The sequence below is a fragment of the Sphingosinithalassobacter tenebrarum genome, from assembly GCF_011057975.1.
GTDB classification, from domain to species: Bacteria; Pseudomonadota; Alphaproteobacteria; order Sphingomonadales; family Sphingomonadaceae; genus Sphingomonas; species Sphingomonas tenebrarum.
The window spans coordinates 1209263-1235558 of the sequence record NZ_CP049109.1 but is presented as its reverse complement, the minus strand read 5'-3'; the positions used below and the strand labels follow the sequence as shown (position 1 = coordinate 1235558).

At 66.3% G+C, this 26296-nt stretch carries 14 protein-coding genes; 5 read left to right on the top strand and 9 right to left on the bottom strand.

Going from position 1 to position 26296, the window contains the following annotated elements; translation table 11 throughout:
• Positions 1 to 63 precede the first annotated feature (63 nt).
• From G5C33_RS06090 to G5C33_RS06070, 5 genes are all read left to right on the top strand, one after another.
• Positions 64 to 1620, top strand: coding sequence for a BCCT family transporter (locus G5C33_RS06090; protein ID WP_165326402.1), 1557 nt, complete (start codon positions 64 to 66; stop codon positions 1618 to 1620).
• A gap of 98 nt (positions 1621 to 1718) precedes the next feature.
• On the top strand, positions 1719 to 2474 hold the full coding sequence (locus tag G5C33_RS06085) for an ImuA family protein (protein WP_165326401.1): 756 nt from the start codon (positions 1719 to 1721) through the stop codon (positions 2472 to 2474).
• Positions 2380 to 3894: a DUF6504 family protein gene (locus G5C33_RS06080; protein ID WP_323126183.1), complete on the top strand. Its 1515-nt coding sequence runs from the start codon at positions 2380 to 2382 to the stop codon at positions 3892 to 3894. Before G5C33_RS06085 ends, G5C33_RS06080 begins: the two co-directional genes overlap by 95 nt.
• Positions 3891 to 7205: an error-prone DNA polymerase gene (locus G5C33_RS06075; RefSeq protein ID WP_165326399.1), complete on the top strand. Its 3315-nt coding sequence runs from the start codon at positions 3891 to 3893 to the stop codon at positions 7203 to 7205. Before G5C33_RS06080 ends, G5C33_RS06075 begins: the two co-directional genes overlap by 4 nt.
• Before the next feature lie 27 nt (positions 7206 to 7232).
• Positions 7233 to 10790 (top strand): hydantoinase B/oxoprolinase family protein, encoded by a 3558-nt coding sequence (locus G5C33_RS06070; protein WP_165326398.1) that lies wholly within the window; start codon positions 7233 to 7235, stop codon positions 10788 to 10790.
• Here G5C33_RS06070 and G5C33_RS06065 read toward each other — a convergent pair.
• The 9 genes from G5C33_RS06065 to pdxR all read right to left on the bottom strand — a co-directional run bounded on the left by G5C33_RS06065 (position 10787) and on the right by pdxR (position 26147).
• Entirely contained in the window at positions 10787 to 13387 is a 2601-nt protein-coding gene (locus tag G5C33_RS06065) for a cation-translocating P-type ATPase (protein WP_165326397.1), read from the bottom strand. The genes G5C33_RS06070 and G5C33_RS06065 overlap by 4 nt on opposite strands.
• Before the next feature lie 437 nt (positions 13388 to 13824).
• Positions 13825 to 14007 carry a hypothetical protein gene (locus tag G5C33_RS06060; RefSeq protein ID WP_165326396.1) on the bottom strand — a complete coding sequence of 61 codons (183 nt, stop codon included), beginning with the start codon at positions 14005 to 14007 and terminating at the stop codon, positions 13825 to 13827.
• Entirely contained in the window at positions 14004 to 15170 is a 1167-nt protein-coding gene (locus G5C33_RS06055) for a PepSY-associated TM helix domain-containing protein (RefSeq protein ID WP_165326395.1), read from the bottom strand. Before G5C33_RS06055 ends, G5C33_RS06060 begins: the two co-directional genes overlap by 4 nt.
• The gene (locus G5C33_RS06050; RefSeq protein WP_165326394.1) at positions 15167 to 16597 is read right to left on the bottom strand and encodes an amidase family protein; all 1431 of its coding nucleotides are present in this window, start codon (positions 16595 to 16597) and stop codon (positions 15167 to 15169) included. The genes G5C33_RS06055 and G5C33_RS06050 overlap by 4 nt, the downstream gene beginning before the upstream one ends.
• Positions 16598 to 16605: 8 nt before the next feature.
• Positions 16606 to 17205, bottom strand: a complete 600-nt coding sequence (locus G5C33_RS06045; RefSeq protein WP_165326393.1) for an FMN-binding negative transcriptional regulator — start codon at positions 17203 to 17205, stop codon at positions 16606 to 16608.
• A complete protein-coding gene (locus G5C33_RS06040) occupies positions 17202 to 20438 on the bottom strand; it encodes an amidohydrolase family protein (protein ID WP_165326392.1) in 3237 nt (1078 codons plus the stop codon). The genes G5C33_RS06045 and G5C33_RS06040 overlap by 4 nt, the downstream gene beginning before the upstream one ends.
• An 83-nt stretch (positions 20439 to 20521) precedes the next feature.
• Complete coding sequence (locus G5C33_RS06035; RefSeq protein ID WP_165326391.1) at positions 20522 to 22741, bottom strand: TonB-dependent receptor; 2220 nt, start codon at positions 22739 to 22741, stop codon at positions 20522 to 20524.
• A 120-nt stretch (positions 22742 to 22861) separates the two neighbouring features.
• Positions 22862 to 24526, bottom strand: a complete 1665-nt coding sequence (locus tag G5C33_RS06030) for an amidohydrolase (RefSeq protein WP_165326390.1) — start codon at positions 24524 to 24526, stop codon at positions 22862 to 22864.
• Positions 24527 to 24677: 151 nt separating this feature from the next.
• The gene (pdxR, locus tag G5C33_RS06025; protein ID WP_165326389.1) at positions 24678 to 26147 is read right to left on the bottom strand and encodes a MocR-like pyridoxine biosynthesis transcription factor PdxR; all 1470 of its coding nucleotides are present in this window, start codon (positions 26145 to 26147) and stop codon (positions 24678 to 24680) included.
• Positions 26148 to 26296: the final 149 nt, after the last annotated feature.

The window sequence follows — 26296 nt, the reverse complement described above, 5'->3', positions numbered from 1 at the left end:
TGAATCTTTTGTCGATATTATTCCTTAATTCGACCTTTTATACTTCATAGGGACTTTGCGAACGTGAATTCTGACTCCACCGGGCCAGCAGCCGATCCCGGATTCAATCCGGTCGTTTTCTACGGCGCCGTGGCGCTGATCGGCGCGCTGATCATATTCGCATTCGTCAACGCCTCTGAGGCATCGACCATATTCCAGGCGATACAGGACGGCGCCACCGACAATTTCGGATGGCTGCTGGTCTTCACGGTCAATATCCTCCTGGTTTTATGTGGTATTCTGGCATTCAGCAGGTTCGGCCACATCCGTCTGGGCGGGCAGGAAGCAAAGCCCGAATTTTCCACGGCGACCTGGTTCGCAATGCTGTTTTCCGCCGGCATGGGCATCGGCCTGCTCTTCTATGGCGTCGCCGAACCGGTGACTCATTTCGCCAATCCGCCCTCGACATTCTTTTCGAACCCAGAGGCCCATGCTTCCCGCGGGTTTGCCGCCAACGCCCAGCACGCGATGGGCGTCACCTTCCTTCACTGGGGGCTGCATGCCTGGGGCATTTACGCGATCATCGCGCTCGCGCTTGCCTATGCCTCGTTCAATCGCGGCATGCCGCTCAGCATCGGCGGCTTCCTCCAGGCCGCCTTTCCCAGGATCCCCAATCTGCTGGTCGATCTGATCGACGTGCTGGCGATCACCGCAACGGTGTGCGGCGTTGCCGCCTCGCTTGGTTTCGGCGCGTCGCAAATCAATGCCGGACTGACCATCCTGGCCGGGATTCCCGATAACGCACCGACCAAATTCGTGCTGATCGTGGTGATCACCGCGCTGGCGACGACATCGGTGGCATTCGGCCTGAACAAGGGCATCAAGCGGCTGTCCGAAATCAACATGGTGCTCGCGCTGGTGCTGGCGGTGTTCGTGTTCGTCGTCGGCCCGACGGTGTTCCTGCTCGACGGCTTCATCCAGAATATCGGCTATTACGTCCAGCGTTTCATCTATCTGTCGACCTGGACCGAAACCTACAGCCCGGAAAACTGGCAGGGCGGCTGGACGATTTTCTATTATGCCTGGTGGGTCAGCTGGTCCCCCTTCGTCGGCATCTTCATCGCACGCATTTCCTTTGGCCGCACGGTGCGCGAATTCATCGCCGGCGTACTGCTCGTTCCGTCGCTGGTCACTTTCATCTGGATGACCGTGTTCGGTGACAGCGCACTCTATATCGAGATGTTCGGTGCAGGCGGTCTGGCCGAGGCGGTATCGAAGAGCATGCCCGACGCCCTGTTCGCCTTCCTCGCCCATTACCCGCTGGCGACAATCGCCTCGTGGCTGGCGGTGGTCATCATCGCCACCTTCTTCGTCACTTCGGCGGATTCGGGCGCATTGGTGACGGCGATGATCGCATCGGGCGGCCATCACCACGCCAGCTTCGTTTCGCGCGTTACCTGGGCGATCACGATCGGCCTGCTCGCGGCCGCACTGCTTTGGGCTGGCGGTCTCGGTGCCCTGCAGACCGCCGCGATCGTCACCGGCCTGCCCTTTGCGCTGGTCCTGCTGCTGATGGCTGCCGGGTTGTACCGGATGCTCGACACCGAACATCGCCAGCTGGTGCGCGCTCAGGCGCTCTGACTTTTCTTTCAACGCTTTCCGGGCGGCGTGCATGCAAGCGGGCGCGCTGTCGCGAGTCCGCTTGCATGCACGCCGGATTAGAACATAATGGGAACATTATGTTCGATTCGCCCGCTGTCCAAACCGGCTGGAAACAGGCCCGCGCGCTGCGCGAAAGCGAAGTCCGCGCATTTGGCGTGCCCGATGTCGACCGCTGGCTGCAGGGCGGGTTGCGGCGCGACGGGCTGCACGAATTCTACGGTGCCGGAGGCGAGGACAAGGGCGCGGCGGTCGCGATGGCGCTGCTGCTCGGCGGCGGACAATGCACGCGCGAAACACCGCTGCTGTGGCTGCGCATCGCCGACCGCAGGCAACGCGCGGCGCCCTATGGCCCCGGCCTCGCCGCGATGGGAGTCGATCCCGACGCCATCATCCTGACCCGGCTCCCCGACCTGCCCGCACTGCTGAAGGCCGCGGCGGACAGCGTGCGCCACGGCGCACCCGGCGCGGTACTCCTCGAAATCGACGGCCGCGCGCCGCAATGGGACCTGACGGCCTCGCGGCGGCTGACGCTGGCGGCCGAGCGCACCGACACGATGGTGCTGGTGGTGCGCGGCGATGCGCAGCCGGGGGCAAGCGCGGCGCACAGCCGCTGGCAGGTGGCGAGCGCGGCTTCGAGCCCCCTCCCCGCCAATGCACCGGGCAATCCGGTGTTCGACATGCGCCTGCTGCGCCAGCGCGGCGGGCGCGAGGGGCTGCATGTGCAACTGGAATGGGACCGTGAGCAGGCTGTTTTCCGAGCGCCGCTATCTGGTGGCGCATCTGCCCTTCCTGCCGGCGGAACGGCGGATCGGCGCGTCTCTCGCGCCGCCTGACGCCCCGTTCGCGCTCGTCGAGAAACAGCGCGGCGCGCAACGCATCGTCGCGCTGAGCCCGGCCGCCTGCGCGCTCGGGCTGGCGCCGGGCATGGCGCTGGCCGATGCGCGCGCGCGAGTCCCCGAGCTCGGCGCGCTGCCGCATGATGCGGGGGCCGATGCGCGGCTGCTCACCCGGCTGGTAGAGGCATGCGAGCGGTACACGCCGATGGTCGCGGCGGACGGCGCGGACGCGCTGCTGCTCGACATTACCGGCTGCTGCGATGCGCTGGGCCTGACCGAAAGCGGCATCGCACAGGATCTGGCCACCCGGCTCGCGCGAATGGGGTTGCAAGCAATCACCGCCATCGCCGCCACCCCCGATGCCGCGCTGGCGCTGGCACGCTTCGGCGTCGACACTGTCGAAGCCCTCCCTGTTTCCGCGCTCGATCTCGGCGAGGAAAGCCATGTCGCGCTCCGCCGCGCCGGATTGCGCCATATCGGCGATCTCGCGGGGCGCCCGCGCGCGCCGCTTGCCGCGCGGTTCGGGACACAATTGCCAGTGCGGCTCGCGCGGCTGCTCGGCGAAGAGGATCGCCATATCACCCCGCATCGCGTGCCGCCGCCGGTGCGCGTCGAGGCGCGCTTCGCCGAACCGATGGCGAGCGTCGCGCCGTTGCTCGATGTCGTCGAAGGGCTCGCCGGGCAGGCCGAAGAACAACTCACGCTGCGCGGCGAAGGCGGGCGGGCATTCGACCTCGCGCTGTTCCGCACCGACGGCCATGTCGCGCGGCTCTCGGTCGCGTGCGGCGCGCCGCTGCGCGATCCCAAGGGGGTGGTGCGGTTGTTCGAGGAAAGGCTCGAATCGCTCGCCGATCCGCTCGACCCAGGCTTCGGCTACGACATGGTCGTGCTGGCAGTGGCGCGGACCGAAGCGATGGAGGCGCGGCAAGGAGACCTGGTCGAGCAGGCGCGAGATCCGGCGGACCTTCAGGCCCTGCTCGATCGTCTGGCAGTGCGCTTCGGCGCCAAACGCGTGCGCTGTTTCCGCCCGCGCGACGAGCACCTCCCCGAATATGCCGCCGCGCTAGCCCCGGTCGGCGCGCCGCGCGGCGAGTGGGATGCCCCGGACCCCGGCGGGCCGCCGCTGCGCCCGATCTTTCTTTACGATCCGCCGCAGCGCGTGACGGTGATCGCCGAAGTCCCCGACGGCCCCCCGCGCCACTTCACCTGGCAGGGTCGCCCCTATCGCGTCGTCCGCCACGAAGGGCCGGAACGGATCGCCTATCCCTGGTGGCGCCATCCTGAAGGCGCCGGGCCGACGCGCGATTATTATCGGGTCGAGGACGCGAGCGGTCACCGTTTCTGGCTGTTCCGCCACGGCCTCTATGGCCGCGAAAAGGCGGACCCTGAGTGGTATCTGCACGGGCTGTTCGCATGAGCGCCCCGGAAACCGGCTATGCCGAACTCGCCGCCGCGACCAACTTCTCCTTCCTGCGCGGGGCAAGCACGCCGCGCGAGATGGTCGAGACAGCGCTGGCGCTGGGCCATGCCGGTATCGGCATTGCCGATCGCAATACGGTAGCAGGCGTCGTCCGCGCGCATGTCGCGCTGCGTGACTTGCGCGAGGCGGCGGCGGAGCAGGAGCAGACACTGCCCGATTTCCGGCTGGTGGTCGGCGCGCGCCTCGCCTTTGCCGACGGCACGCCCGATATTCTCGCCTACCCCATGACGCGGCACGGCTGGGGGCGTCTTACCCGCCTGCTCACCACCGGCAATCGCCGCGCGCAAAAGGGTGATTGCATATTGCGCATCGAGGATCTGCTGCATTTCCATCAGGACCTGCTGCTGATCGTGATGCCCCCGGCGACGCGCGAAACTTTGCAAATCCTTAACGCGATATTTGCCAACCGGCTGTGGCTCGGGGCGGTGATGCCGCGCGGGGGCCGCGACGCGCGCGAACTGGCGGCGGCACGCGAGCTGGCGACGGCGAACGGCCTCCCGCTGATTGCGCTCAATGACACTTTCTATGCCACACCCGAAGCGCGCCCGCTGCACGACATCCTCACCGCGACGCGCCTCAAGACCACGGTGCAGGCCGCCGGACGCAGCCTTGCCGCCAATGCCGAGCGCCATCTCAAATCCCCACGCGAAATGGCACGACTGTTCGCCGCTGCACCCGAAGCGCTCGCCGAAATCCCCGGCTTCCTCGCCCGCATCGCCTTCACGCTCGACGATCTGCGCTACGAATATCCGCACGAGCCCGTCCCGCCCGGCTATACCCCGCAGGGCTGGCTCACCGAGCTGGTCCACACCCATGCCGCGCAGCAATGGCCCGAAGGCATGCCGCCCAAACTCGCCGCACTGATCGACGAAGAACTGGGCATTATCGGCGAGGCCAATTACGCCGCCTATTTCCTCACCGTCCACGACATCGTCCGCTTCGCGCAGAGCCAGGGCATCTTGTGTCAGGGGCGCGGGTCGGCGGCCAATTCGGCGGTCTGTTACGTGCTGGGCATCACTGCGGTCGACCCGGCCGAGCACAACCTGCTCTTCTCCCGCTTCATTTCGCCCGAGCGCAAGGAGCCGCCCGATATCGACGTCGATTTCGAGCATGAGCGGCGCGAGGAAGTGATGCAGTATGTGTACAAGCGCTATGGCCGCCATCGCGCCGGGATCGCCGCGACCGTGATTCATTACCGCCCGCGCAGCGCTGTGCGCGAAGTGGGCAAGGCGCTGGGACTGAGCGAGGACGTCACCACGCGCCTCGCGAGCATGGTGTGGGGCAGCTATGCCTCGCAATATGAGCGCGAGCGGGTGGTCGAAGCCGGCCTCGATCCCGACAATCCCGAGATCGCGCGCGTCAATCATTTCGTCGGCGCGATCCTCAACTTCCCGCGTCACTTGTCGCAGCATGTCGGCGGCTTCGTGCTGACACAGGACCGGCTCGATGAAACCGTGCCGATCCACAATGCCGCGATGGAGGACCGCACCTTCATCGAATGGGACAAGGACGATATCGACGCGCTGGGACTGATGAAGGTCGATGTCCTCGCGCTGGGAATGCTGACATGTATTCGGAAAGCGTTCGAGTTGATCGATGGGGTGCGGCGCCCTGCCCAATACGCCCCCACGTCCGTTTGCGCTGAGCCTGTCGAAGGGCAAACGGGCCGAGGGGCTGGTAAATTCCGGGGAGAAGCCCGCCCCCTCACGCTCCAGAACATCCCCGACCACGCCCTCGATGTCTACGAAATGCTCCAGAAGGGCGACAGCATCGGCGTGTTCCAGGTCGAAAGCCGCGCGCAGATGAACATGCTGCCGCGCCTGCGCCCCGAAGAATTTTACGACCTCGTCATCCAGGTCGCGATCGTGCGGCCCGGGCCGATCCAGGGCGATATGGTCCACCCCTATCTGCGGCGGCGGCAGGGGCGCGAGAAAGTCGATTTCCCTTCGCCCAACCCGCCGCACGATCCCAACGAACTGCGCGCGCTGCTCGGCAAGACATTGGGCGTGCCGCTGTTCCAGGAGCAGGCGATGAAACTCGCCATCGCCGCCGCCGAATTCACGCCGTCCGAAGCCAATCAGCTGCGCCGCGCGATGGCTACCTTCCGCAATCTCGGTTCGATCGAAGTGTTTCGCGACAAGATGGTCGAGGGCATGGTCCGGCGCGGATACGAACGCGACTTCGCCGAACGCTGCTTCAAGCAGATCGAGGGATTCGGCAGCTATGGCTTCCCCGAAAGCCACGCCATCGCGTTCGGGCGGCTCGTCTGGGTCTCGGCCTATTTGAAGTGCCGCTATCCGGCGGTGTTCGCCGCCGCACTCCTCAATTCGCAGCCGATGGGATTCTATGCCCCCGCGCAGATCGTCCGCGACGCGCGCGAACATGGCGTCGAAGTGCGCGCCATCGATATCAACCACAGCCACTGGGACAATAGCATCGAGGATGGACCCAAGGGCGACGCGCTGCGGCTCGGCTTTCGCCAGATCACCGGGTTCAAGCAGGACTGGGCCGACGCCATCGCCGCGACGCGCCCGAATGGCAGCATCGAGCAGCTGGCGCGCGCAGCGCACCTGCCGCAACGTGCGCTACGGTTGCTGGCGGACGCCGACGCGCTGCGCTCGATCGGGCTCGACCGGCGCGAAGGGCTGTGGGAGGCGCGCCGCACCCCGCCCGACGAATTGCCGCTCTTCGCCGCCAGCAAGGCACGCGAGCTGGGGCAGGAACCCGAGGCCGCCCTCCCCGCCATGCCGTTATCGGAGCAAGTCGCGGCCGATTACCAGACGACGCGCCTGTCGCTGAAGGCGCATCCGATGTCGTTCCTGCGCCCGGTATTCGAGGCCGAACGCGTGCTGCCCTGCGCGGCACTAGCGCAGGCGAAAGGCGGTATGCGGGCAAAGGTGGCGGGCGTGGTGCTGGTGCGCCAGCGGCCGGGCAAGGGCAACGCAGTCTTCGTCACGCTCGAGGATGAAGGCGGTATCTGCAACGTCGTCATCTGGGCGCGCCTGTTCGAGCGCTATCGCCGCCAGATCATGGCATCGCGGCTGATGCTGGTCGAAGGCGAAGTGCAGAAAAGCCCCGAGGGTGTCATCCATCTGATGGCGCAGCGGGTGCATGACCGTACCGGCGAACTCGCCCGCCTCTCTGAAACACACCAGCCGCAGGTTCAGCTTTCGCGCGCCGATGTGTTCCAGAACCCACAGCATCCACGCAATGTGCGGATACTTCCCCGCTCCCGCGATTTTCATTGATCGCACACAGACGATAGACGGGGACGCATGACGGGCAGCTGGCAATTCGCGATCGATCGCGGCGGCACATTCACCGATGTGGTGGCAGTGACGCCGCAGGGACGGCTGGTGACGCACAAGCTGCTTTCCGAAGACCCCGGCCGCTATGACGATGCAGCCAGCGAAGCGGTGAAGCGGCTGATGGCCGAACATGGCGAAGCGCCGATTTCGGACGTGCGGATCGGGACGACCGTCGCCACCAACGCGCTGCTCGAACGCAAGGGCGAGCGGCTGGCGCTCGCGATCACGCAAGGCTTCGGCGACGCGCTGCGCATCGGCAGCCAGGCGCGGCCGGAGATTTTCGCGCGGCATATCGTGCTGCCCGAACAATTGCCCGAAACCGTGGTCGAGATCGCCGAGCGGATGAGCGTCGACGGCGAGATGCTGGTGCCGCTCGACGAGGAACGCGTGCGCGGGCAACTCAAGATGCTCCGCGACGAGGGCTATGACGCGCTCGCCATCGTCTTTCTTCACGGCTGGCAATATCCCGGGCATGAGCGGCGCGCGGCGGCGATTGCCCGGGAACTGGGCTTTGGACAGGTGAGCGTCAGCCATGATGTCTCGCCGCTGATCAAACTGATCCCGCGCGGCGATACGACGGTGGTCGACGCCTATCTCTCGCCGGTGCTGCGCCGCTATGTGCAGGGGCTCGAAGCGAACCTGCCCGAGCATGGGCGGCTTTCGTTCATGCAGTCGAATGGCGGGCTCGCCGAAGCATCGGCGTTTCGCGGCAAGGATGCGATCCTTTCGGGGCCGGCGGGCGGTGTGGTCGGCATGGTCGCGTCGGGCGAACCGCTCGGCCATGACCGGCTGATCGGGTTCGATATGGGCGGGACCAGCACCGATGTCTGCCATTATGCCGGCGAATATGAGCTGACCGGCGACGAAGTGATTGCAGGCGTGCGCGTCGCGGCGCCTGCCATGCAGATCCACACGGTCGCGGCGGGCGGCGGATCGGTATGCCGCTATGACGGCGCGCGCTTCCGCGTCGGCCCCGAAAGCGCGGGCGCCAATCCGGGGCCCGCCTGTTACGGCAAAAGCGGGCCGCTGACCGTCACCGACTGCAATCTGTTCCTCGGTCGCATCGATCCGGCATTCTTTCCCAAGGTGTTCGGCGCAGACGGCAAGCAGCCGCTCGACCCCGAAGCGACGCGCAAGCGGCTGCAGGAAGTGGCCGACGTACTCGAAACGCCGCGCCCGCTCGAGGAAATCGCCGAGGGCTTCCTCGCCATCGCCGTCGACAATATGGCCAATGCGATCCGCAAGATCAGCGTCGCGCGCGGCCATGACGTGACTCGCTATGCGCTCGCCTGTTTCGGCGGCGCGGGCGGGCAGCATGCCGCGAAGGTCGCCGACGCGCTGGGGATGGACACGGTGCTCGTCCATCCGCTCGCCAGCGTGCTTTCGGCCTATGGCATCGGTCTCGCCCCGGTGAAGGCGATCCGCGAGCGATCGCTGGTGACGTCGCTGGCTGAAGGCTTTGCCGAGACGCTGGGCGAACTCGACACCGAAGCGCGCGAGACGCTGCGCGGTCAGCAAATTCCCGACGACATGATTTGTGTCACACCGCGCGCCCGGCTGCGCTTCGAGGGCAGCGACAGCACGCTGACGCTCGATTGCGATACGCCCGATGCAATGGACGCCGCCTTCCGCGATCTCCACCGCCAGCGCTTCGGCTATACCGACGACACCGCGCCGATCATCGTTGAAGCGCTGAGCGTGGAGGCGACCGGCACGGTCGGCGGCCTGTCCGGCGCGAAGCCCGAACCCGTCGCTGTCGGCGGCGAAGCGAGCGGCGGCTGGCGGACCATCGAACGCGCCGATATGGCGGAGGGGCAAGCCGTGCCCGGCCCCGTGCTGGTCATTGATGTCGGATCGACCACCGTGGTCGAGCAGGGCTGGCAGGCGACGCGCGCCGAGGAAGGCAGCCTGATCCTCACCCGCGCGACGCCCCGCCCCTCGCATCGCGCCGAAGGGACGCAGGTCGATCCCGTCCGGCTCGAGATTTTCAACAATCACTTCATGGCGATCGCCGAGGAAATGGGCCTCGTCCTGCAATCGACCGCGACATCGGTGAACATCAAGGAACGGCTCGATTTCTCCTGCGCGCTGTTCGATGCCGACGGAGCGCTGATCGCGAACGCGCCACATATACCGGTGCATCTGGGAAGTATGGGCGATTCGATCCGCCGGGTGATCGATGCGCGCGGGTTCGGCGAAGACGGGGCGCCCGCCGACGGCCGGGGGATGAAGCGCGGTGATACCTATGTGCTCAACGACCCCTATCGCGGCGGCACCCATCTGCCCGACATCACCGTGATCGTGCCGGTCTTCTATAACAAGGGCGGCGAACACCCTGACGCCTTCGTCGCGGCGCGCGGGCACCATGCCGATATCGGCGGGGTCGCGCCGGGATCGATGCCGCCCGACAGCAGCCGGATCGAAGAGGAAGGCGTGCTGATCGACAACCTCCTCCTCGCCGATGCGGGCCGCTTTTGCGAAGCCGAAGTGCGCGAGGTGCTGGCAAGCGGCGAATGGCCCGCGCGCCAGCCCGACCGCAACCTTTCCGATCTGCGCGCGCAGCTTGCCGCCTGCACACGCGGCAGCGAACTGCTCCGCGCCGCCGCGAAGGAGAGCGGGCCGGAAGTCGTCGCGGCCTATATGGGCCACGTCCTTGCCAATGCCGAGGAATCGGTGCGGCGGCTGATCGGCGGGCTTTCCGACGGCAGCTTCGCCTATCCGATGGATAACGGCGCGGAAATCCGCGTCGCGATCCGGGTGGACCGCGATGCGCGCTCGGCTGTGTTCGATTTCACCGGAACGAGCGACCAGCTCGACAATAATTTCAACGCGCCCAAATCGATCACCCGCGCCGCCGCGCTCTATGTAGTGCGCACGCTGATCGACGATCCGATCCCGATGAATGACGGCTGCCTTCGCCCGGTCGAATTGATCGTGCCCGAGGGATCGATGCTCAACCCCAATCCCCCCGCCGCAGTGGTCGCGGGCAATGTCGAGACGAGCCAGGCGGTCACCGACGCGCTGTTCGCCGCAACCGGACGGCTGGCGCCGAGCCAGGGGACGATGAACAATTTCACTTTCGGCGACGATCACCGCCAATATTACGAGACGATTGCGGGCGGATCGGGCGCCGGGCCGGACCATGACGGGACCAGCGCGGTGCAGACGCACATGACCAACAGCCGGCTGACCGATCCCGAAATCCTCGAAACGCGCTTCCCCGTCCGCGTCGATCGCTTCGCCATCCGCAAGGGTTCGGGCGGCGACGGCGCGCATCGCGGCGGCGAGGGCGTCGAACGCAGCATCACGTTCCTCGAGCCGATGCGCGCGAATATACTCGCCAATCGGCGCAAGGTGCCGCCGCGCGGCATCGCTGGCGGCGGCGACGCGGCGCCGGGCAGGAATTGGGTAGAACGCAAGGACGGCACCATCGAAACGCTCGGCGCGACCGGATCGGTCGAGATGCAGCCCGGCGATAGCTTTGTGATCCTGACGCCGGGCGGCGGCGGATTCGGAACGCTCTAGGCGGTTTTTCGCGTCCGCACGGCCTTGACGATTTCGGACATGATCAGCGTCGCGACGGCGCCGATCCCTGCATGCAGCATCACGTCCCCGTCGGGGATCTGCGTGCCGAGCACCGCCTGGAGCGGGCTCCACGTCATCGCCAGGAACTGCAGCGCCAATGCCCCGGCGATCCCGGCGAACAGCCACGGATTGCGCGTGAAGGGATCGGCCCAGACCGGGTGGCGCAGGCTGCGGATCGAAAGCAGAAAGACATTCTGGAACAGGACGACGCACAGCATCACGCCGTTCTGCGCCTCGGCCAGCGTCGCTCCGCTGGCCAGCGCATTGTCGAGCTGCCAGATCGCCACCGCCGCCATCACCAGTGCGGGCGGCACCATCCGCCACAGCGCATCGGCATCGATCAGCCGCGCAGAACGGGCGCGCGGATGCTGCGCCAGTTCATCGCCGTCGCCCCGGCTGATGCCGAGCGTAACGTGCTGGACGCCTTCGGTGACGATATTGACCCAGAGCAGCTGCACCGCCGTGAGCGGCATCGGCAGGCCCAGTGCCACCGAACCGAGGAACATCAGCAGCTCGGCAATGCCCGTGCCGAGCAGATAGATGGCGATCTTGCGGATATTGGCATAGCTGATCCGCCCTTCCTCCACGCCGCCGACGATCGACGCGAAATTATCGTCGGTCAGCAGCAGGTCGGCCGCCGCGCGTGCGACATCGGTGCCCGAACGCCCCATCGCGACTCCGATCGCCGCCGCCTGCAGCGCCGGGGCATCGTTTACGCCATCGCCCGTCACCGCGACGACATGCCCGGATTCGCTCAGCGTGCGGACGATCTGCAGCTTCTGCTCGGGGTCGGTGCGGGCATAGACATGCGCGTCGCGGATGCGCGCGGCGCACGCCTCGGGATCATCGGCCAGTGCCGCGATTTCGCGGCCGGTGAGTACCTGTTCCGAACTCGCCGCCAAGCCGATCTGTCGCGCGATGGTCAGCGCGGTTGCGGGATGGTCGCCCGTCACCATGCGCACTGCGATCCCGGCTTCGCGGCACTGGCCGATTGCTTCGACCGCTTCGGGCCGCAACGGATCGAACAGCGCGAGACAGCCGATCAGCGTCAGCCCCGCCGGACAATCGAGATGCGTGCAATCAGTCGCGCTGCCCCGTGCCAGCGCGATCACGCGATAGCCGTCCGCCGCCATCGCCTCGGCGGCGGCGATCAATTCGGGATCGGGCGCATCGCACATCGCCGCGATGCGCTCGATGGCGCCCTTGGCATGGATGACGAGACCATCGTCCTCCTCCAGCGCGACGCTGGAAAAGGCATTGACCGGCTCATAGGGGTGCATCGCGGCAACCGCGCCTGACGCGGGCGGCGCAATTCCCAGTTCTGCGGCGAAACGCAGCAAGGCGAGATCCACGCTGTCGCCCACACCGCTGCCGTCCGCCTTGAGCTGTGCTTCGTTGCATGCCGCGGCAGTTCGCGCGAGCAGCTGCAGCGGCGCGTCGTCGGCGCCCTGCGCCCAGTCTCCGCGCCGGGTGGTTGCCCGCCCCGCCGGCAGCGCCGCCTCCACTGTAAGCTGATTGATCGTCAGCGTTCCCGTCTTGTCGGTCGCGATCAGCGTGCACGAGCCCAGCCCCTCGACCGAAGGCAGCGTGCGCACGACGACGTTGCGCCGCGCCATACGCTGCGTCGCCGTGGCGAGCGCGACCGTGACGGCGACGGGCAATCCTTCGGGGATGGCCGATACCGCCAGCGCGACCGCGAGCAGGAACACTTCGTCAACCGATGCCCCGCGCAGTATCAGCGCGATCGCCAGCAAGACGATCAGCACCGATACGGCGACGGCTATCTGCCGCGCGAGCCGCGCCAGATAACGCAGCAGCGGCGGCGGTTCGGGCGGCGTGGCGTGAAGCGAGGCGGCGATCGCGCCCAGCGCGGTTTCCAGACCCGTGGCGACAACAACCCCCGCCGCGCGCCCCTGTGTCACGATCGTGCCGGCGTGAAGCATCGTCGCCCGGTCGGCCACCCCGGCGTCTGCGGCGACCTGCACATCGGCTTCCTTGGTCACCGGCATGGCCTCGCCGGTCAGCAGCGCCTCGTCGACGGTCAGGCCGCTGGTTTCGATCAACCGCAGATCGGCAGGCACTGCCGCGCCCGATTCAATCAGCACAATGTCGCCCGGCACGACATCACTCGCATCGACTTCAAGGACAGCGCCCTCGCGACGCACGCGCGCCTGACGATGCACGAGCGTTTCGAGCGCGCGGGCGCTGGCCCCGGCGCGCCCTTCCTGCAGCGTACCGATCACTGCGTTGAGCAGCAGCACTGCCATGATGAACGCCGCGTCGGTCGCATCGCCGACGAACAGCGATACCAGCGCCGCGGCGAGCAGCAGATAGATAAGCGGACTGCGGAACTGGCTCAGAAAGAGCATCAGGATCGAAGGCGGTCGCGCTTCGGGCAGCCGATTGGGTCCGTAGCGGTCCAGCCGCTCGCGCACCTGCGCCACAGTCAAACCGGCAGCGGTGCTTTCCACCGCCGCCAGCGAGGCTTCCGCGCTCAGTGCATGCCAGGGTCGTGCATCGTCGCCACGCTCGGTCATGCCCCCATGATGCCGTGCCGGGCACCGCCCGTCACTAGGGGGTGCCCCCAATTGCTGCGCTGCAATGGCGGCACCTGAAACAAAGTTGCCGGTGGCCTGCGATCTCTGAGCGGCTAAACCATCGCCGCGCGCATCGATCGCGCCGCCCGACGGCCCACCGCGAGGCTGGCGCCGCTTTTGGGGTCACGCCCGTCACTGAAGATGCGAACGCCGATGTCGAGGATGCAGGCCAGCTGTTAACAAGCGGCTTGACTGCACCAAATAAGGGCGGGGCTACGGCCCCGCCTTTTTCGTAGAACCGCAGTGGGCGGTGTCTTGCTCTCTCGATCCGAAATTTGGCCCGAGCCAATGGCGACTATGCAAGCTCGGGGCTCGCTGATCATAGCCACACGAGGACGGTTGCGGCGAAAGCCGCTCGATCCCCAGGGTGGATAAGGTCATCGACGCCGAGCGCGAATTCGCAGTGCCCTGAGGAACGCGGCTCCGACCGCCGCAGGCGGCAGCATCAAGGCAAGACAAGCGACGAAATCGGGCCAGCCCTGCCCGGTCAGGGCGACGACCAGCCCGAACAGGGTGACCGATGCGATGATCGCAGGCAGCACGAAGATGCTGCGCATCATGGCGCCGGTTCCGGTGAAACGATTGCATCGGCGGCGCGCAGGGCGGCCGGAGCCACAGGACCTCGCTTTCCGCGCCCCAGCCACAGATAGATGCCGGAGACCAGAACCACGATCAGGAACAGGTCTAGCAGCGCCCAGAGAAGCTTGAGCGGCAGCCCGCCATAATCGCCGAAATGCAGCGGGCGGCTGAGCTGCAGCGCCTTCATCGACACCGGCATCGGGCGCACATCGACCAGTTCCCCCGTTTCCGCATCGATCAACGCGGGTGTGAGCAGCTCCTTGGTAAGCGGGGTCTTTCCCTGAAAGAATACGGCATAGTGACGGTCGGTGCTGAAGCTGCCACCCGGAAACCCGATAAATTGCGGGTTGCTGCCGGGCAGCGCCTCGCGCGCTGTGGCCATCGCCCGGTCGAGCGAGCCATAGCGTTCGGGCGGCAGCGCAGGCTCTCCGCGATGCGCGCCGGTCATGTCGGCAAGCGCGGTGTTGCGCCAATGGTCGGCGATGGGCGTGGCGAAGGCGTTCAATATGCCGGTGACCCCGACGACGCTCATCCACGCGAGCGCGACGATGCCGAGCAGATTATGCCAGTCGAGCCATTGCAGCCGCGCACTGCGGCCGAGGCGCAGCGTCCCGAAATCGAGCTTTCGCATGAACGGCGCGTAGAGGACCGTGCCCGAAACCAGCGAGGCGACGAAGAGCAGCCCCATCACGCCGAGGAACAACATGCCGGGAAGGCCAAGGAACATGTCGGTGTGAAGCTGAAGCAGGAAATCTGTAATGCCCTGGCTATCCGGGTCGCCGATCGGTGCGCCGGTCGCCCGGTTGAAGAGCAGCAGGGTCATTTGCGATTCGGGTGAATCGGGTCGCGGTCCGGTGGTCACCGTGAGCATCGGGCCTTCATTGTCGAACGCCATGAACAGCGGCACTTCGCCCGGCCGGTCGGCAAGCGCGCGTTCAAGCATGGTATCGAGCGGCAGCAGTCCCCGCGCGTCGCTCGACGAAGCGGGCCCTGAAAGCGGGACATGGTCGCCGGTCGCCAGATCGATTTCGTCGTGAAAGATCAGCGGCAGCCCGGTGAGGCACAGCATCAGCAGGAAGATCGTGCAGATCAGGCTGGTCCATTTGTGGACCAGAAACCAGATCCGAATCGTATTGCGGGTCACGCCCCCGCTCCGGCTGGTTCGGCGGCGGGCGGCCAGCGATCTGCCCAGGGAAACGCGCCCTCGAGTTCGGCGCCGAGCGCAAGCAGCATCTCGTCGGCCATCGGCGCAGCCGAAAAAAGTGCGCCGACGGGCAGGTTACCCGGCGCAGTTGCCAGCGGCAGCGTGATGCTGGGCGTTCCCGCGATATTCTGAAGCGGGGTGTAGCTCATATAGTCGAACAATGCGTCCCAGAGCTGGTCGAACGGCCGGTCGGGGGCAAGCGTGCCGAGCTTGGGCGGCACCGTCCGGGTCACGGGCGAAAGCACGACGTCATGGTCGCGGTGGAAGCTTTCGAGCTGCTCGCGTACCCGCCCGATCGTGCCGAGCGCGGCGGCCAGCCGGTGGGGCGAGATCGTCGCGCGCCGCTCCCGCAGGCCGATCGTCCAGGGTTCGAGCAGATCGCTGAGCGGCGTATCGGGATGGAGCGCCGAATAACCGTCGCACAGATCGCCGCCGAGATAGGGCCAGAGCACGCCGAGCGCGTCGAAGGCGGCGGCGCGATCATAGGCGAGCGGGGTTTCGACCACCGCATGCCCCAGCGCCTCGCACATCTGCGCGGCGCGGCGGATCACTTCGGCGACCGCCGGTTCGGCTTCGCCGCCGTGCATCGCCTTGAGGTCGAGCGCGATACGCAGGCGACGCTCCGGCGCGGGCAGCATCCGCGCCTCGGCCGGGCGAACGAATCGCGCCGCCCAGGCCGTGTCGCGCATCGACCGCGCGAACAGCCCGTCCGAACAGAGCGTATCGTCGATCCAGTGCTGCGCGCGGGCGCGGACATTGCCGCCGCGGCTCGCCTTGAAGCCGATGATCCCGCAATTGGACGCGGGCATGCGGATCGATCCCGCCGCGTCGCTGGCATGCGCGAAAGGCACCAGCCCCATCGCCACCGCAGCCGCCGCGCCGCTGCTCGATCCGCCCGCCGAGCGGCCGAGGTCCCAGGGATTGCAGGTCGGACCATAGAGCAAGGATTCGCCGGTCGCGAGCAGGCCGAATTCGGGCATCGCCGACATGCCGACCGGCACCAGCCCCGCCGCATCGAACCGCGCGCCGAGCGGCCAGTTGCGCGTTGCGACGGTGTCGCGCTTGGCGCGAGACCCCGAAGCCACCGGAAAGCCCGGATATTCGCACGAAGCCTTGAGCAGATAGGGAACGCGCGCCCGCGGGGCGCCGCCTGGAATCTTGCCAACGGCGGTGCGGGCGTGATCGAACGCGCGGTGGGTGACGGCGTTGACCGGGCCGTCGAGCGCTTCGATCCGCGCGATTGCGGCCTCTACCGGCGCGTCGGGGGCAATCTCACCGCTGCGCACCATCTCGGCCTGCGCACAGCCGTCAGCCCGAGCGATTTCCCATGCCTGCGCCGGCGTCATTTGCGTGTCCTGTTCCGTCATCGCGTCACTCATCGGGTCTTGCGCATCCAGTCGGTCAGCGCCGCATCGGGATGATGGGCGAGGATATCGTCGAACACCGCCGGGCGCTCATCCTGCCCAAGCTTGAAGCGTGCCTGCGGCTCGCCGACGTGCACGCGGAAGGCAATGATATGCCGTACGAGCTGGTCGTAGCGCGCACCAAGGTCGGTTACGGCCCAGGCGCCTTCCCCCAGCCCTTCCATCGCCGCGGTCAGCCGGTCGACCGCCACCCCGGTTTCCTCGGGAACGAAAGTGACCTCTCCGTCGAACTTCACCACCGCATAGTTCCAGGTCGGCCCCCATTGCGGCTGCGACACGAGCCGCGGCGAAACATAGCCGTGCGGCCCCTGGAACAGGCACGTCACGCGCGGATTATGTTCGAGCGCCGCGACCTGCGGATTGCGCCTGGCGAAGTGGCCGAACAGCGAGACCACCCGGCCCTCGGCATCGGTTTCGGCGAGCAGCGGCAACGGTGTCGCGGCAAAGGCGTCGCCATCGGTCGATACCATCCAGGCAAGCGGATAGGCGGCGATCAGATCGACAATGTCGTCATGGTGGCGCGGCCGAAAGGGGGAGCCCTGTGCCGTCATTCGCCGCCCTCCCCGCTCGCCAGCGCGGGCACGTCAGGCATCGGCCGGGTGAACCAGAGCGGCGGCAGCGCACGCTCGCGCGGATAGACTTCGTCGAGCGTCGCTGCATCGTAGATGCGCCCGTTCTTCATCACCTCTTCGAGCGCGCGGACATTGGCGATATCGGCCAGCGGATCGGCATCGAGGATCAGGATATCGGCGAGCTTGCCTGCCTCGATGCTGCCGATATCGCTTGCCCGACCGATAATGCGCGCGCCATCGATCGTCGCGGCCCGGAGCACTTCGCGCGGAGCTCCGCCCCCCGATGCCAGCGCCTCCATTTCCCAATAATAGCCTAGCCCCGGCAGCTCGCCATGCGCGCCGATGCCGACAAGCCCGCCCGCGCGCTGAATTTCCAGCGCGGCTTGCGCAAATCGGGGATAGCCGCGGTCGAAATCGGGGGTCGCGCGATGCCCGCGCGCCTTCGCCTCCAGCACCGGTTCGGGGATGAAGCGGCGCAGCTTGGCATCGCCGAGCATATCGTGCAGCCCCATCTGCTCATGCTCCATTTCGGCGGCGCCATAGAGCACGATCAACGTGGGATTATAGGCCGTGCCGCTGCGCGCGAAGAGCTGGATCACATCGTCATGAATCGGCGCGATCGGCAGCGAATGCTCGTTGCCGGCAAAGCCGTCGATGGCATGCGTCAGATTGAGATAAAGGTCGCTCGCGCCTTCGGTGGTCGGCATCATGCCGAGCTGCGCCGAGGCCGCGATCATGATCTGCCGCTCGCGGCGCCCTCCGACCATATAGGATTTGACGTTGCGGGTGCGGTAATAGTCGCGATTGCGGGTCAGCACGCTGCGGGCATGGGCGGCCGAATCGACATCGGCATTCACGAACACACCCGGCCCGGTCGAAAAGGCGCGCGGGCCGGGCATCATCCCGGCATCGATCATATCCTGATAGGCGAAGATATCGGTGGTGAAGGTCTGCGGGTCGAGCCCGGAGGTCACGCCATAGGCAAGCGTGGCGAGAAAATCCCAGTCGTTGCGCTCGAGGATACCGCGCCGGATATCGAACCAGTGATCATGGACATCCACAAACCCAGGCAGCAGATATTTGCCGCGCACGTCGCGAATGGCCGCTCCGGCGGGGATGGCGATGCTGCCGCGCGGCCCCACCGCCACGATGCGGTTGCCGGTAACCACGACATCGGCGTTTTCGATCACGGCGTCGCCCTGCATCGTGATCGCCGTGCCGCCGCGCAACACCACACTGCCTTCGGGCACGTCGCGCGACACTTCGACCTGTGCGACGAAGGTTTCTGCGACGCCTTCGGCGTGCGCGGCCCCGGCCTGGTCGACCTGATCGAGCGCGACCCGGTGATAGGTGGCACCAAGCGACCAGGTGATCGTCGCGCCGTCATCGGCCCAGGCGAAATCGTCCGCGCCGATATCGGTGAGCAAAGTGTAGCGCGCATCGGGATCGTCGAGATCGACCGGCGTATCGGCATCCTCGGGCACCGGCACGAGATATAGCTGCCAGGCATCGCTCGCGAGCGCCCAGCGCCCGTCGGGGCTGAGCTTGATTTCGGCGACGGGCGGGTGCGCGCCGACATATTGGTTGCCCGATTTGGACACGATCGCGACGCGCGGTTCGGGGGCGCCGCCCCCGAGGGCGACGGACTTGATCCCGTCGGGTGCACGGAAGCGGATATGGCCGCCGTCCGGGCTGAATTGCGGCTGGCGAATGCCCGACTGCGAAAAGACGCGCCGCACGCTGCCGTCGATCGTCGAAATGATCAGCAGGTCGGTCGGCAGCGAAAGCCCGATCTCGGTCTGCGCGTTGCGCCGGTCGGTCTGGCTGGCGCGCATCACCGCGACATGCTGCCCGTCCGGCGCGAATACCGGATCGGTATAATAGGCGCCTGCCCGGGCCAGAGCATCGGGAGCGCCGCCGGCCGCCGGAATGCGCCAGACCTGCCCGCCATCCTTCGCCGTCCAGCTGACGAACAGAATCGACGCGCCATCGGGCGACCAGCTCGGCTGATAGGCAAGCAGCCCGGCGGTATCGATCTTCTCCGGCACGGAGCCGGGCGTCAGCGCCATACGGTACAGGCTGCCGAGCGCCGAAAAGACGAGCGTGCCGCCATCGGGCGACTGGCGCGGTGTCTGAATCACCCGCACGCGCACCGGCCCGGTTTCGACGCGCTGCTCGACGCGCGTCTGCGGCCCGAGCCCGAGTTCGACATCGACCGAGAAAGGAATATCGGCAACCGATCCGTCGACGAGTTCGAGCCGCTTGAGATGCCCGTCGACCGGGACGAGCAGCGCCATATCGTCGGGCGTGAAGCTGAACCGCGGCGTCAGATCGGCATAATAGCCGCCATGCTGACCGTCATGGTCGATCGGAAAGGCAATCCACTTGTCCTCGCCGGTTTGCAGGTTGCGCAGCCGCAGGCCGGTCTCGCCGCCGCGACGGCTGGCATAGACGAGCATGCGACCGTCATGGCTGAGCGCGGGATGCATCGCGCCGCCCGGCGCCGTCACGACCGGTTGTTCTTCACCGCTTTCGAGATCGCGGCGGACGATCTGCCAGTGCGGCAGCGGCTTGTCGCTCCACGTCGTCCCGGCCTTGCTCGCATAATAGACATAGCGGCTGTCGGGCGATGCGACCGCGCCCATCGCATTGTGGCGATCGTCCCAGCCTTCGCCGTTCGGCTGGGCCTTTGTAATCTGTTCGGGCTCGCCCCTGCCCGTGACATTGTAGCGATAAAGTTCGAACGCCAGCACCTTGTGCACCATCCGCGAGGCATAGACATGGCGCCCGTCGGGCGACCAGGCGGGCGAGCTGAACACCGTCGCGCCGCTATCGTGCGAAAGCTGCGTGAGGCCGCTGCCATCGGCATTGGCCACCCAGATATTGTTGCTGCCTGACCGATCGCTGACGAAGGCGAAGCGCGATCCGTCGGGCGAAAATACCGGCTGAAATTCAAAAGCCATCCCGGTCAGGACCGGCCGCGCCGTTCCGCCCGCCGGATCGAGCGCATAGATGTCGCCGAGCAGGTCGAACAGGATCGTGCCGCCATCCGGCGCCATGTCGGGCGCCATCCACGTCGCTTCGTCGGTGGTGAACGCGATCGTCCGCGCGGGTTCCAGCGGCAGCCCCTCGCCCGGCCCCGCGTGCTGCGCCGACGCGGCAGAAACCGGCAACAGCGCCGCGATCAGAAACAGGAACAGCGGTTTCGACACGAGGAGCGGTCTCCCGAAGCGATGGAAGCATTATCGGCTCCGCCCGCCGGGGGCGGAGCCGGGATGTTAGGCGAGCGCGGCGGTCAGAGCGACCAGTCGATCCGCAGGCCGATCGTACGCGGCCGGACGATCGAGCCCGAAGGCGTGATCGAATCCGCGAACGGGGCGTTCAGCACGCCATATTCGTCGAACACATTGTTCGCGAAGGCCATGATCTTGAACTGATCCAGCACCGCGATCGTGGCACGCACATCGAAGATGTTAAAGTCGCCGCGGCCATAGGCCATGTTGAACGCCGTCGGCGCTTCGGAAAGATAGCGATGCGCGAATTCGAGCGTCGGGACATTCTCCCCTTCGCCGATGTTGAAGTGGAGCGTGTTCGAGATCGACCATTCGGACGACCCCGGCAGCCGCGTGCCCGAAGCATAGCCGCCGCCGACCGCAAAGGTATCGGGCAGGAAGTCGGTCAGCTTGGCATCGGTATAGGAGATGCTGGTCGAATAGGAGACATAGCTGATCGGCTGGAAGGTCGCGGCGAGTTCGACACCCGCGACATTGGCGCCGCCGGCATTGGTGACGTACGAATAATAGGTCGGAGCCGGGCCGAACAGCCGCGCCTGGATGCCGCTCCAGTCAAGCGAATAGACCGTCGCATCCACGAAAAGCTTGCGATCGAACAGCGACATTTTCACGCCGAATTCGTAGTTGTCGACCGTGTCGCTGTCATAGGATTGCGGGATCGTCGCGAGCAACCCGGCATTGGGATTGATGCCGCCGATGCGATAGCCCTGCGAATAGGTCACGTATGCCATGAAATCGTCGCTCGGCCGCATCGACAGCGTCACCTTGGGCGTGAAGCCGTCTTCGCTCTGGTCGACCGACGCCCCGACATCGATCGTGCTCCCGCTGTTCGCGCTCGCCTGGTTGATGACGGTGGTTTCGTAGCTGTTGGAATAATAGCGTCCGCCCACCGTCAGGGTCAGTCCGTCCATCAGTTCGACGCCGATTTCGCCGAACACGCCGAAATCCTTGGTCTCCGAATCCGAAATATAGCCGTAGATGCGGTCGCCCGGGGCCAGCACCGATCCGGGAACGCCGCCATAGGCGCCGGGATTGGCGTCGATATAGGCCTCGGCGCCGTTCTGGAAAGTCTGGTCGTAGCTGTATTTGGTCGAATACATGTAGCTGGCGCCGATCAGCCAGCTGATCGGGCCGTCGCCGTTCGAGGCAAGTCGCGCTTCGCCATATTTGATGTTGGCTTCGGCCTCGCCCAGCGAATAGGCGGCGTCCTCGCCCGTCGTCACGCCGGTGACATAGGCATAGGGATAGGAGAATACGGTCCTATTGTCCTTGTCGACGATCGACCCGAATGCGGTCAGCGACGCGAAACCCAGATCCTGTTCGAGCTTGAGCGAATTGAGCCAGAAGCCCGTGCTCTGCGGCTCGAGCCGCGGCGTGTTGCGGACATAGGGATTGGTGACGTCGAGATAGGTCTGATCGTCGAGCTGGGTGTCCTGATAGGAGGACAAATAGGTCAGTTTGGTACCGACCGCCGGCGTAAGCACGATCGACCCGCGCAGACCGCGGGTGCGCAGATCGTTCGATCCTTCCTCACCATATTGGAAATTGTCGAGATAGCCCGCGTCGACCCGCTGGATTGCGACGCCGCGGATCGCCAGCACGTCGGCGATCACCGGCACGTTGACCATCAGCTTGCCGGCATAGTTGACGTCGCCGTCCGAATTCTTGGTCGTGCCGATCAGGCCCGATGCCGCTGCGTCGAATCCGGTCGGATCGGCAGTGGCGACGACATAGTTGACCGCACCGCCCAGCGACGAGGAACCGAACAGCGTTCCCTGCGGGCCGCGCAGCACTTCGACGCGCGCCAGATCGAAGGTGTCGACATCGGGAATGCCGATCGGAAAGCCCGGTTCGGACATCGGGGTTTCGTTGAGATAATAGCCCGTCGTGGTCTGGCCCTGCTCGTGATACGTCGTCGCAGCAACGCCGCGGATCACGACTTCGGAAACGCCGGGCTGATAGTCGTTGAAGACGACGCCGGGCAGGCGGACGATATAGTCCGACAGGCTCTGCGCGTTCATGTCCTGCAGATCCTCGCCGGTCAGCACGCTGACCGCGAGCGGAACGTCGCTGAGCGTTTCGTCGCGCTTGGTGGCGGTGACGACGATTTCGTTGGCCTGCGATGCGCTGGTGCCATCCTGCGCGAGCGCGGCAGTCGACGGGAGGATAAGGGCCGCCGCAAGGGCGCTGCCCTGCATCAGGGCCATGCGAGTGGTGATCATGTGCTTCCCCATTTGCTCTATCGCGCGGTGCCTTTCGAACGCCCGCGCCGTTGCTTGTGATCTAGCCCCTCCCCGGAGCCGCATCGGGCCGTTTTCAGCCTCTGCTTTTCAAATTCCGTGTCAGCCTTCTCCGAAGCGCTGTTTGCCGTTTACGAAGGTGCGCAGCGCCTTTGCCCGGCCGATCGCCTCCGCCGAGGCCTGCGACAAGTCGGTGTCGAAAACCGAAAGATCGGCGAGATAGCCGGGCGCGACTGCGCCCAGCCGGTCCTCGGTGAACCCGGCAATGGCGGGAGTGCGCGTATAGCCGGTCAACGCCTGCGCGCGCGTCAGCTTCTGATCGGGCAGCCATCCGTCGGGATTGGCTCCGTCGATCGTTGCACGGGTGATCGCGGCATGGATGCCGGTCACTGGATCGAACGGCGCTACCGGCCAATCCGACCCGAAACAGACGGTCGCGCCCGAATCGATCAGCGACCGGAAGGCATAGGTGCCGTCGAGCCGCTCCGGCCCGATCCGCTTCACTGCCCAGCGCCCGTCATCGACCGCGTGATAGGGCTGCACCGACGCGATCACGCCCTGCTGCGCAAATCGCGGAATCGATTCCGGGCGGATATGCTGGGCATGTTCGACCCGGAAGCGGCGGTCGCGCGGACCATTGGCGGCGGCGGCATCGCGATAGATGTCGAGCAGCTCGTCATTTGCGCGATCGCCGATCGCATGCGTCGTTATGTGCAGCCCCGCCGCATCAGCAGCGAAGATCCAGCGGCGCAGGTCTTCCAGCGTGTTGGTGCGGATGCCCGATTCTGCCGGTGCATCGGCATAGGGTTGGTAGAAGAGCGCGGTTCGCGACCCGAGGGACCCGTCCACCAATCCTTTCAGCCCGCCCCAGCGGACCCAGTCGTCCCCACGCCCTTCGGCCGCGATCAGCGCCGCGAGTTTTTCCCATTCGGGCAGCGGGACGAAAGAATAGAAGCGCATGTCGGTTTCGCCTTGCGCGCGCAGGCGGCGCAGCGTGTCATGCGTGATCCAGTCGAGCTCGGTCGTATGCGTCTGCGTGACGCCGTGGCGCAGCCCGTGAGCGATACCCGCCCGCGCCGATGCCTCGCGTTCGGCATCGGTCGGCTCGGGAATGACACGCTCGACCAGCGCCTTGGCGTTGTCCTTCAATATCCCGGTGGGTTCACCGTCGGCGTCGCGGATGATCAACCCGCCCTCGGGATCGGGCGTGTCGCGCGTGATCCCGGCTAGCTCCAGCGCCTTCGAATTGGCGAGGATCATGTGGAGGTCGAGCCGCGTGACGGCGACCGGCGTGTCGGGCGTCACCGCGTCGATCCACTGACGGCGCGGCAATTCGCCGCCCCATAGCTGCTCGTCCCAATTGCCGCCCTGTATCCATTTCCCCGGATTGCGCGCTGCCGCCTCGCCCAGTCGCCGGGCGAACTCCTCGGGCGTTGCCGCGTCGCGCAGATTGGGCTGGGTGAGGATCGCGGAACCGATCAGGAAATGGGTGTGGCAATCGACCATGCCCGGCGTCACGAACGCGCCGTCGAGATCGATCACCTGCGTCGCCGGACCGCTCGCCGCCGCGACCGCATCGCTGCCGAGTGCGGCGATCCGGTTGCCGGCTATGCCGATCGCGTCGGTGAAGGGTGCTGCGGCGACGCCGGTCCAGACTCGCGCATTACGCAGCGCGATATCGATCCCCCGCGGCCGCGCAACGGCTGCCCAGGGCGCCAGCATAGTTGCGACACCACCGGCCAGCAGCATGCGGCGATCGACCCTCATCGCCGCGCTCCTTGCAAAATAACAGTGCGGTTCGCTTTGAGCATGGGTGGAGGTTCCCGCACGTCTTGGCTTGTCAAAACATCCAAGAATTGCCCGCTTGACGGGTCCAATGACATTTTTATTGCGAAAAGCCGCTGCCCGGAGGGGCCAGTCAGCGGCCGATGGCTACGCGCATCCGGCGAAGGCTTTCGGCGGCTTCGGCCTCGGTCATGCTGGCAAAACCGATACGTAGTCCGCGCGGCGCATCGGGGTCGACCATGAAGGAGCCCGACGTGGCGAAGCGCAGCCCGTGGTCCTGCGCGTTCGCTTCCAGCCGGTCGAGATCCGCGACATTGCGGAAGCGCAGCCAGAATGCGAGCCCGCCATCGGGGATGGCATAGTCGACGATGTCGCCCATCGTCGTCGCCAGCGCCTGGGCAAAGGCATCGCGCCGCGCGCCGTAGATACGCGTCACCTTGCGCGTGTGGCGGCGGACATCACCCGACAGGATCAGGTCGGCAGCGGCATCCTCGGTCAGCGTATTGCCCATCCCGTCGGTCAGCGACACCTGATAGGCGATCGAATCGATCACTTCGGGCGGCGCGACGACATAGCCGACGCGCAAGGCAGGCAGCAACAGCTTGGACAGCGAACCGATATATATCACCTGTCGCGGCGCATAGCTCGCCATCGGCAGCAGCGGCTGCGCGCCGAACTGAAACTCGTGATCATAGTCGTCCTCGACCACGGCAAAGCCGAATTGCCGCGCCAGTTCGAGCACGCGCAGCCTGCTTTCGGGCGGCAGCGCCACGGTCGTCGGAAACTGATGGTGCGGAGTCAGAAAGATCGCGCGGACCCGGTGCCGGCGGCAGGCGCGCTCGATTTCGCCGACATCGGCGCCCGATCCGTCAAGCCCGACCGTCACGATATCGGCACCACAGGCGCGGAAGGCGGCGACGGCAGGCTCATAGGTGAGCGCTTCGACCAGAACGGTGTCGCCGGGCCGGATCAGGATGCGCGCCGCGAGCGAAATGCCCATCTGGCTGCCGCGCGTCACGCAGATATTCTCTGCCGTGACCATCAGCCCGCGCTGGCTCTTGAGCATCGCAGCGATGCTTTCACGCAGCTGCGGCGAGCCGCGCGGATCGCGATATTGCAGGCGGTTCTCCGCCGAAGCGTTGCGGATGGCGGCGCGATAGGCGCGGATCAGCAGGTCGGGCGGAAACTGCCGCCCGTCGGGCGCGCCTTCGTCGAGCTTGATCCAGTCGCCCGTCGGGATCGCCAAGGGCGGCCCGGGCGGCGGCAGAAAGGGATATTCCGCGGGCGCCAGTTCCTCGCCGACACGCGGCAGACCGTCACCGTCGTCCGCGACCGGCCCGGGAAGCGAGGGCGAGATGGCCGTACCGCGCGTGCCGTGCGAGACGAGCCAGCCCTGCGCGACCAGTTCCTCATAGGCGAGCACCACCGTCTTGCGATTGACGCCTAGCGATTGGGCGGCGTCGCGGGTGCTCGGAAGGTAACTACCCGGCGCCAGCCGCCCGCGTTCGACTTCATGGATGATCGCGCGCGCGATCTGCATGTAGATCGGCATTTCGCGCGACGGGTCGATCCGGTCGGGAGGAATGAAGGAAAACGGTCGCATTGAATTCTTCAGAGTTATCATCCGTGTCGCCAGCGCCGGATTCGGCATGACCGACTATAGGCATCGAGTCTGATGGCTTGCGACCGCAATGTTCTGCCAAGGGCAAACCCCGGAATGCAGCGTGGCGTTCGGGCGTCGTCCAAGCCACC